The 8,286-nt window shown below is 69.0% G+C and carries 8 protein-coding genes; 4 read left to right on the top strand and 4 right to left on the bottom strand.

Features of this window, described 5'->3' with window-relative positions:
- The 4 genes from DBR34_RS11250 to folE form a co-directional block, all read right to left on the bottom strand.
- The coding region (locus tag DBR34_RS11250; protein WP_258223828.1) for an ATP-binding protein at positions 1 to 2,892 on the bottom strand (2,892 nt) is incomplete at its 3' end.
- A gap of 18 nt (positions 2,893 to 2,910) precedes the next feature.
- A complete protein-coding gene (locus DBR34_RS11245; RefSeq protein ID WP_128096855.1) occupies positions 2,911 to 3,612 on the bottom strand; it encodes a DUF4194 domain-containing protein in 702 nt (233 codons plus the stop codon).
- Entirely contained in the window at positions 3,599 to 5,068 is a 1,470-nt protein-coding gene (locus DBR34_RS11240; RefSeq protein WP_038691616.1) for a DUF3375 domain-containing protein, read from the bottom strand. Before DBR34_RS11240 ends, DBR34_RS11245 begins: the two co-directional genes overlap by 14 nt.
- 94 nt (positions 5,069 to 5,162) lie before the next feature.
- A complete protein-coding gene (gene folE / locus DBR34_RS11235) occupies positions 5,163 to 5,765 on the bottom strand; it encodes a GTP cyclohydrolase I FolE (RefSeq protein ID WP_038691614.1) in 603 nt (200 codons plus the stop codon).
- A 160-nt stretch (positions 5,766 to 5,925) separates the two neighbouring features.
- Between folE and DBR34_RS11230 the strand changes: the two genes are divergently transcribed.
- The 4 genes from DBR34_RS11230 to DBR34_RS22730 form a co-directional block, all read left to right on the top strand.
- A complete protein-coding gene (locus DBR34_RS11230) occupies positions 5,926 to 6,381 on the top strand; it encodes a MarR family transcriptional regulator (RefSeq protein WP_038691612.1) in 456 nt (151 codons plus the stop codon).
- 83 nt (positions 6,382 to 6,464) lie between these two features.
- On the top strand, positions 6,465 to 6,674 hold the full coding sequence (locus DBR34_RS11225) for a DUF1656 domain-containing protein (protein WP_128096854.1): 210 nt from the start codon (positions 6,465 to 6,467) through the stop codon (positions 6,672 to 6,674).
- Positions 6,671 to 7,579, top strand: coding sequence for an efflux RND transporter periplasmic adaptor subunit (locus DBR34_RS11220; protein WP_181393976.1), 909 nt, complete (start codon positions 6,671 to 6,673; stop codon positions 7,577 to 7,579). The genes DBR34_RS11225 and DBR34_RS11220 overlap by 4 nt, the downstream gene beginning before the upstream one ends.
- On the top strand, positions 7,576 to 8,286 hold a 711-nt coding region (locus tag DBR34_RS22730; RefSeq protein ID WP_258223827.1), incomplete at its 3' end, for a TolC family protein. The genes DBR34_RS11220 and DBR34_RS22730, both read left to right, overlap by 4 nt.

The following is an 8,286-nucleotide window of genomic DNA, read 5'->3' as shown; positions in this document are numbered from 1 at the left end:
GTCTTCGCCTTCCTGCGAGCCCAGCCGCTTGACCAGCTCGCGCAACACGGCGAACTGCGCCTCGGCCAGCTCGCGCTCTTCGGTCTGGTGGTGCGACAGCACTTCGCGCAGCTGCTGGTGGAACTCCAGCACCTCCGGCAGGCGCCGGTCGCTGAGCTCGATGGTGAGCAGGGTGCCGCGGTTGAACGGCACCTGCTCCAGCGAGGCGTTGACCTCGTCCAGGCGCTGGCCGATCGACTTGCGGGCCTCGGCGCTGTGCCGCTGGAGGGCCAGCAGGTTGTTCTTGCTCTGGTTCTGCAGCAGGTCGAAGAAACGCTCTTCGTGCTGCGGCAGGCCATCGCGTTCCAGGCGCTGCAGGCGGGCCAGGAAATCCTCGGCCGAGGCAACCGACGCGGTGAAATCGCCGGATTCCTCCGGCCATGCCTGGGCGAAGCGCCGGAAGCAGGCCACCAGCTGCGTCTCGACGCGGTGCACGTCGTGCTGCGAGGCAGCCAGGCTTTCGTTGATGCCCTTGCTGATCTCGCGCATGTGCGCTTCCAGCGTTTCCAGGCTCAGCCCGCCCAGTGCATCGAGGCGGCGCTGCAGCCCGGCTTCCTGGGTGGCGCCGAGCGCCGGCAGTACCAGGGCGCGGCTGCGCTGGCGCTGGGCGTCGAGCTTGTCGCGTTCGCGCGCGTGCTGGGCGAGCTCGACGCGGGTGTCTTCGTAGGTACGGCGTGCCTGCGCGATGTCCGCGCGGGCCTGGTCGATCTGCTGGGCCAGGCGGGCCAGGTCGGCGTTGCCTTCCTTCAGTTCGCGCAGCGAGGCGGCAATGTCGTCCAGGCGCTGGGCCGCCGTTACGACGTCAACTTCCTCCCAGACGAAGTTGACCAGCTGGTTGCACGCCAGGCGGCGGTCGTTGTCGCGGTCGCGCTGGCTGCGCAGCCGGACAACGTCTTCGTCGCACGCGGCGATGCGTTGCGCCAGTTCCTGCGCTTCCTTGCGGAACAGCGCCAGCTTTTCGGTGTTGCTGAAGCCCAGCAGCCAACGGCGACGGTCGCTGATGGAATTGCGGTCGTCCTTTTCGAAGCGGTCGCCCGGATGCTTGACCTGGCCTTCGCGGGAAATGCCGCGGTCGACATCGCGCAGCTGCTTGGCATCGACGCACTCGTAGTCGTAGCGCTTGCCCAGCTCGCGGCGCAGCCACGGTTCAAACACGCTGTCGCGGAACTCCAGCTTGTGCAGCAACGAACGCGCGGACGGTTCGCGGGCGATGGCATCGTCGTTGCGGCGCACGCGGTAGTAGGTCAGCCGCATGCCAAGGTGGGTGCGATTCACCCACGCGTTGACCTCGTTGTAGTGCTTGTCTTCCACCAGCAGCGACTGCGCGAAGCCGAACAGCACGCGTTCGATCGCGCCCTGCCACGCGCCGTCCTGCTGGCGGACCTGGATCAGTTCGCCCACGAACGGCAGCGCCGCTTCGGGAACGCCGGTCTCTTCGGCCAGGCGGCTGCGCAGCTTCTGCAGCGGCGCGGGAATGCTCGACGGGTTGCGCTCCATCGCCTCCAGTTCGGCGCGAACATCGCCGAACCGGCGGGTATCGTCCTGCTTGCCGGCCAGGCGTTCGGTGATGGCATCGTCCAGCGCGGCCGCGGCCTGCTGGCGGTTGTCCAGCTCGCCTTGGGCGCGGGCGATCAGCTGGGCGAAGCCGTGCGCATCGTCGGGCACCGTCTCCTGCAGCTTGCCGGCGGCCTGCTGGGCCTGCTCATGCTTGGCCTGGCGGCGGTCGCGTTCGGCCTGGGCGCGGCCTTGCTCGCGTTCCAGCTCTTCGATGCGCTCGCCACCCTGTTGCCGCCGCTGCAGCTCCAACCCGGCCAGGTGTTCTTCGTGGTTGGCCAGGGTCTGGCGGCGCTGGGTTTCTTCGCCGAGCAGCCCGCGGTGGCGCACGTCGATGTCGTGCAGGCGCTTTTCCAGCAGCTGCTGCAGGCGCGATTCGCGGAAGCTGTCCAGGCCGAGCTTCAGGGTTTCCTCATCGGCACGCTGCAGGTTCATCGCCTTCAGCTCGGCGTGCAGCGCACGCGCGGGCAGCAGCGTTTCCACCTGGCGGCGGGCGGTAACTACGGACGTGTGCGCGCCATCGAGTTCGGCGAAGTCGCTGACCAGCCGTTCGGAGGCGTCGAACGTCTTGGGCGTGTCCAGCATGAAGTCGCGCAGGAAGACGTTGAGGTCGCCCAGGTTCTTGGCCGACTGCGTCTTGTGCAGCAGGCGCAGCGCCATTTCATTGTCGATGCCCAGCAGGTGCCGGAAGCGTTCGGCGTAGCCGACGAAGCTGTCGAAGTGGTGCACGTCGCCCAGGCGCTGCTTGAGCTTGCGCAGGTCCAGGTCGAAGCCGCCCAGGTCCTTGGCGATGTCGAACGGCCGCTCGGCAATCAGGTAGTGCTTGCGCACGTCGGCGGCGGCCGCGCCGTTGCCGGCGATCCAGAACAGGCGCACCAGGCTGACCACGCGGCCATCGCCGGCGCGGTATTCCAGCACCAGCGCGGTCCAGGTGGCGCCCTTGCGCAGGTACTGGGTGGCGATTTCGCCGGTGCCACGGTCCTGCTGGTCGGCCCACGCGCCGCGCACGTAGGACACCAGGTTGCGGTCGCGGCCACTGCGTTCGGCTTCGCGCGCGGCGGCGTTGAAGTCGACGATCGACGGCGGCACCAGCATGGCCGACATGGCATCGAGCAGGGTCGACTTGCCCGAGCCCGACCGGCCCACGAACAGGAAGCCGCGCTCGGCGATCGGCACTTCGGTCAGGCCGTTGAAGGTGCCCCAGTTGTGCACCTGCAGGCGGCGCATGCGGAACTGCTGCAGCCGCGGATCGGGCAGCCCGTCATTGAACAGGGCGGGGGTGTGCTTGGAAATGGCCATGCGTTATCGGTGGTCCGTTCAGGCTTTTGCAGCGGGGGTGTCGCGCAACTGGCGGTACACGTTGGACAGCGCGGAGACGTCTTCGGCGGAGAACAGCAGCTTCAGGGCCGGCGACACTTCGTGGCGGTCGTCCTGGCCGGCAAGGCGGGTCAGGATGTGGTTTTCCTTCATCTTCTGCACCGCCGCGGCAACGCGACGATTGAAGCCGGCGCGGTCGGTGGACAGGTTCTTTTCGTAGATGGCCAGTGCCTCGGCCATCTCGGTGTCGGCCACCACCGCGCGATTGCCGCGCGCATCGGCCTCGGCCAGCTGCTGGCGCAGGTACAGCAGCAGCACCGAGTCGATGAAGGTCAGCGGCGAGCTGCGCAGCAGCACCGGCGCGTCGATGTCTTCGGTGTCGGCCTGGCGGGTGAACGCCACGCCGCTGTCGCGGTCCAGCACCAGTTCCAGGAACAGGTCGGCCAGCGCCGAGCGGATGGCCGCCTCGCTGCGGATCAGGGCCGGCCACAGCTTGGCGTGGCGCAGCTGGTCGATACTGGGGCCGATCAGCAGCTGGCACAGCGCGCGGCGCCCATCCAACGGCAGCCGCCCGGTGTCGCCCATGTAGAACACGTCATTGCTTCGCCGCGGCAGCGGCGTCACCACCACCGGTTCGGCGTCGTGATCGTCTGCGGCCCCATCGGTGGGGGCGACGTCATGGGAATCTTCATGCCAGTTCATGGCGTTTCTCCTGGGTGAACCAAACCAGCGGGATGCGGGCGCGTCGCCACTGTCCATCGCCGCCACGCCAATGGGCGGTTTCCTGTTCGCCGTCCACCACGGTGCCGTGGCGGGTGCCCAGCGACAGGTAGCCGATCACGCTGCCCAGCCCCTGCGGCGCTTCGCGCTGCGACAGGGCCTGGGCGATGCTCAATTTCGGTTGCGCGCCCAGCAGTTCGTGCAGGTCGCGGCGCAGGGTGCGGAAGTCGATTTCCGACGATGCCACCAGGTCGCCGACGCTTTCCAGGCTGATGCTGGCCGCGTCGTTGCGCTGCACGCTGCCGTCCACCTGCGCGCTGCGCGGGTCGTGCAGCTTCCACTGCGACCACGAGCGCAGGCGGCTGGTGGTGAGCTGCAGGTCGCGGCCGATCGGGCGCTGGGCGGAGAATTCGTCGCGCAATGCCAACGCTTCGGACTGGGCCTGCTTGAGCAGCTGGTTGAGCCGGCGCTGTTCCAGGTAACCGCGGCTCTGCACGAACCCGCGCAGGCTGCGCGCGAAGTGCTGCAGCACGTCGTGGACCTGGCCGCCGCGGTCGAGCATGGTGCCGGTGAAGCCGCGCAGGAAGGCGCGCTCGTTGCGGTCCAGCTTGCGCGCGAAGCCCCGTGCCAGCACCGCCTCCAGCGCGGCATCCAGCTGGGCGCTCTGTTCGGCATCGTTGAGCAACCGCCAGAACGCCTGGAAGCTGCGCCCGGCGTCGCTGTCGCCGATCACGTCCACGCCCTCGAACAACCGGGACAGCACGTCGCCGCGCTCGCTTTCGTCGTCGATGATGCGTTCGCGGAATTCGCGGTTGAGGCGTTCGAAGTCATCGCGCACGCGGCGGAAGTCTTCGGTCAGGTCGTCGGCCAGGCCGATGATCTGGCGCGCGCGTTCCAGCGCGCGCTTGCCGTCCAGCGCCACCACCCGGCCCTCGCCCACCCGCGCGATCTCCGCGTCGATGCGGTCGCGTTCGTCGCGCAATGCGGAGAGGCGCGCATCCGGGTTGGATTCGGTCTGCGCCGCCAGCTGCGAGAGCTGCTCGATCACCAGCGCCAGCCGGCTTTCGGTGGCCGCCACGCGGCTCTGCTCCAGGCTGTCGGCGAACCGGATGGCCTGCAGTGCCTGGGTGGACAGCTCGTACTGCTCCTGGTCGGCGCCGTCGGGCAGGCGTCGCTCCAGCCAGCCCTGGGCCAGCCAGTGGGCGATATAGGCCTGGGCGGTACGCGGCAGCTCGCGCGAGAGTTCCTCGCCGTTGAGCTGGTCCAGCGCGCGCTGCAGGCGTTCATGCAGGGCGGCGGCCGGCAGGGTGCGCTCGCCATCCATCAGCAGGCTCTGCAGCAGGCCGATGATTTCCGGGGCGTTGGCCGCGGCCAGCAGCTTCCACTGGGGCTGTTCGCGCAGGGTGCGGTAACGGGTGATGCGTTCGCGGTGCTTCATGCAGCCAGGACATCCGGAAGAACACCGCGCGGCCGGACGCCGCGCAGCAGGAAGGGAACCGGCCCGGCACGATGGTGCCGGGCGCGCGGCAGGTTCAGCGCTTGCCGCCCACTTCGATGAAGCGCAGGAACTCGGCGCGGGTGCGGGCGTCCTCGCGGAAGCTGCCCAGCATCTTGGAGGTCACCATGCTGACGCCGCGCTTGTGGATGCCACGGGTGGTCATGCACTCGTGCGCACCTTCCACCACCACGCCAACGCCCACCGGCTGCAGCACGTCCTGGATGCACTGGGCGATCTGGGCGGTCATCTTTTCCTGCACCTGGAAACGGCGTGCATAGGCTTCGACCACGCGGGCCAGCTTGCTGATGCCCACCACCTTGCCGGCCGGCAGGTAGCCCACGTGCACGCGGCCGATGATCGGGGCCATGTGGTGTTCGCAGTGGCTTTCGTACTCGATGTCGCGCAGCACGATCAGTTCGTCGTAGCCGGCCACTTCCTCGAAGGTGCGCTCCATGTAGGCGCGCGGGTCGTCGCGGTAGCCGCTGAACCAGTCGCCGTAGGCTTCGGCCACGCGCCGCGGGGTATCCAGCAGGCCTTCGCGGGTGGGGTCTTCACCGGCCCAGCGCAGCAGGGTGCGCACGGCCGATTCGGCATCGGCCTGGGTGACCGGGGTGGCGTCGTTGTCTTTCTTGCTCATTACATACAGCACCCGAAGGGGGGCGAGCATCGTACCCGACAGAGCCCTCGGGCGTCCCACGCCACCGGCCCGGGACGTGCCCCGACGGGCCCGGCGTTGGGCCGCGGTTGGGCTGGGGGTATTGATAGGATGGAAATTAGTAGTATCCTATCGATCTGCCATGAAACGTACCCTCGACGAACGTACCCAGCTGCAGATGCAGCTCAGCTCCGGCCTGCTTTACGCAGGGCGGCAATGGCAGCGCCTGGCCGACCAGGCCCTCGGCAGCTATGGCATTTCCGCGGCGTGCACCATGCCGCTGCTGATGATCGGGCGCGCCGGCGGGGGTATCCGCCAGGTGACCCTGGCCCAACAGCTGGGCATGGAAGGTCCGTCCCTGGTGCGCCTGCTGGACAAGCTTTCGGCCAGCGACCTGGTTCGCCGCGAGTGCGATGCCAGCGACCGCCGCGCCAACCTGCTGTGGCTCACCGACAAGGGCGAGGCCCTGGTGAGCCAGCTGGAGACCCAGCTGATCGGGCTGCGCCAGGACGTGTTCGGCGAGCTGTCCGTGGACGAACTGCGCACCGTGCTGAAGCTCTGGCAGCTGCTGGCCGATGCGGCCGACCGCGTGACGTAAGCGTTGCCCCGTTGTACCGCCCGGTGTCGTGCCGCGACGCCGGGCGTCCCCCTTTCCGCTCCCCCAGTGAACCCTTTGCCTCGATGTACGGTGAATTCAGTCTCTATGGTGTGTTCGTCCCGACCCTGCTCGGGCTGATGCTGCTGGCCTACCTGCTCAAGAGCGGGTTGCGCCTGGTCCTGCAGCGCACCGGCACCTACCGCCACATCTGGCACCCCGCCCTGTTCAACCTGGCCGTGTACGTGATCGTGCTCGGCGGGTTGTTTTCCCTGATGCGTTGGATGCAATCGTGAACAAGATCCTCAAGCAGACATTCCCGGTCGTGTTGACCGTCGTGGCGGTGCTCGTCGCCGTGCTGGTGCTGCGCCACCTGTGGGCGTACTACATGGACGAGCCGTGGACGCGCGATGCGCACGTCAGCGCCGACGTGGTGCAGGTGGCACCGGACGTGTCCGGGCTGGTGGAGGCGGTGAAGGTGGCCGACAACCAGCCGGTGAAGCGTGGCGAGGTGCTGTTCGTGGTGGACCGGGCCCGTTACCAGATCGCGCTGGAGCAGGCCCAGGCCGCACTCGGCGAACGCCGCGCCACGCTGGAGCAGCTGCGCCGCGAGATCGCCCGCGACCGCAGCCTGTCCGACCTGGTCGCCGCCGAGGACGCCGAAGTGCGCCGGGCCAAGCTGCAGGCCGCGCAGGCTTCGATGGCCACCGCGCAGGCCGCCGTGGACCTGGCCCGGCTCAACCTGGCCCGCACCGAGGTGCGCAGCCCCAGCGATGGCCACGTCAACGACCGCACCGTACGCGCCGGCGACTACGTCACGGCCGGGCGCCCGGTGATCGCGGTGCTCGACACCGGCTCGTTCCGGGTCGATGGCTACTTCGAGGAAACCCGCCTGCGCGGCGTGCATGCCGGGCAGAAGGTGGACATCCGGCTGATGGGCGAGGCGCAGCCGCTGCAGGGCCACGTGCAGAGCATCGCCGCCGGTATCGAGGACCGCTACCGCAGCGAGGGGAGCAGCCTGCTGCCCAACGTGACCCCGGCCTTCGACTGGGTGCGGCTGGCCCAGCGCATCCCGGTGCGCATCCATATCGACCACATCCCGGCCGGCGTGTCCCTGATTGCCGGGCGCACCGCCACCGTCACCATCCAGCCCGATGCGGCCCAGCCGGCGCCGGCACGACCGGCACAGGCGGCGTTGTGAGCCGCCCTGCCCTGCACCGCATCGCACTGGGGCTGGCGCTGACCACGCTGGCGGCGTGCACGACCGTGGGCCCGGACTACGCCGTGCCCGCAGGCGCGGCGTTCCAGCGGCCGGAAGCGAATGCCGCCTTCATCGACACCGGCAACCCGCAGGTGGCCGCCGGCGCCGAGCTGCCCGCGCGCTGGTGGGAGCTGTACCAGGACGACACCCTCAACGCACTGGTGCAGCAGGCGCTGCGCGACAACGTGGAACTGAAGGTGGCCGATGCCAACCTGCGCCGCGCCGCCGCCGTGTACGAGCAGGCGCTGGATGCCGGTGGCTTCGAGTACGAGGCCGAGGCCGGGGTGAGCCGCGCGCAGCTGTCGGCCGAGTCTTTCCTGCTCGAACACGAGCTGCCGCCGATCAACCTGGCCGACGGCAAGTTCGCGGTGTCCTACCAGTTCGATCTGTTCGGCAAGCTCAAGCGCGCCTCCGAGGCCGCGCATGCCGACGAACAGAGCGTGGCCGCCGCGCTCGACCTGGCCCGCGTGTCGCTGGTGGCCCAGGTGGCCGGCAGCTACGTGGAGATCTGCCACGCCAACCATGAGCTGCACGTGGCCGAGCACTCGCTGCAGCTGCAGCAGCGCAGCCGCGAAGTCACCCAGCGGCTGATCAACGCCGGCCGTGGCACCCCGCCGGAGCTGGCCCGCGCCAACGCCCAGGTGGCG

This window comes from Stenotrophomonas sp. HMWF003 (assembly GCF_003061285.1).
Classification (GTDB): Bacteria; Pseudomonadota; Gammaproteobacteria; order Xanthomonadales; family Xanthomonadaceae; genus Stenotrophomonas; species Stenotrophomonas maltophilia_AP.
The sequence above is the reverse complement of the archived record's forward strand: the minus strand, read 5'-3'. Positions and strand labels throughout refer to the sequence as shown.

Excerpts from the sequence above, each read along its gene's own strand:
- DBR34_RS11240 (WP_038691616.1), bottom strand. The coding sequence starts at position 5,068 with ATGAAGCACCGCGAACGCATCACCCGTTACCGCACCCTGCGCGAACAG.
- DBR34_RS11230 (WP_038691612.1), top strand. The coding sequence starts at position 5,926 with ATGAAACGTACCCTCGACGAACGTACCCAGCTGCAGATGCAGCTCAGC.
- DBR34_RS11245 (WP_128096855.1), bottom strand. The coding sequence starts at position 3,612 with ATGAACTGGCATGAAGATTCCCATGACGTCGCCCCCACCGATGGGGCC.
- folE (WP_038691614.1), bottom strand. The coding sequence starts at position 5,765 with ATGAGCAAGAAAGACAACGACGCCACCCCGGTCACCCAGGCCGATGCC.
- DBR34_RS11225 (WP_128096854.1), top strand. The coding sequence starts at position 6,465 with ATGTACGGTGAATTCAGTCTCTATGGTGTGTTCGTCCCGACCCTGCTC.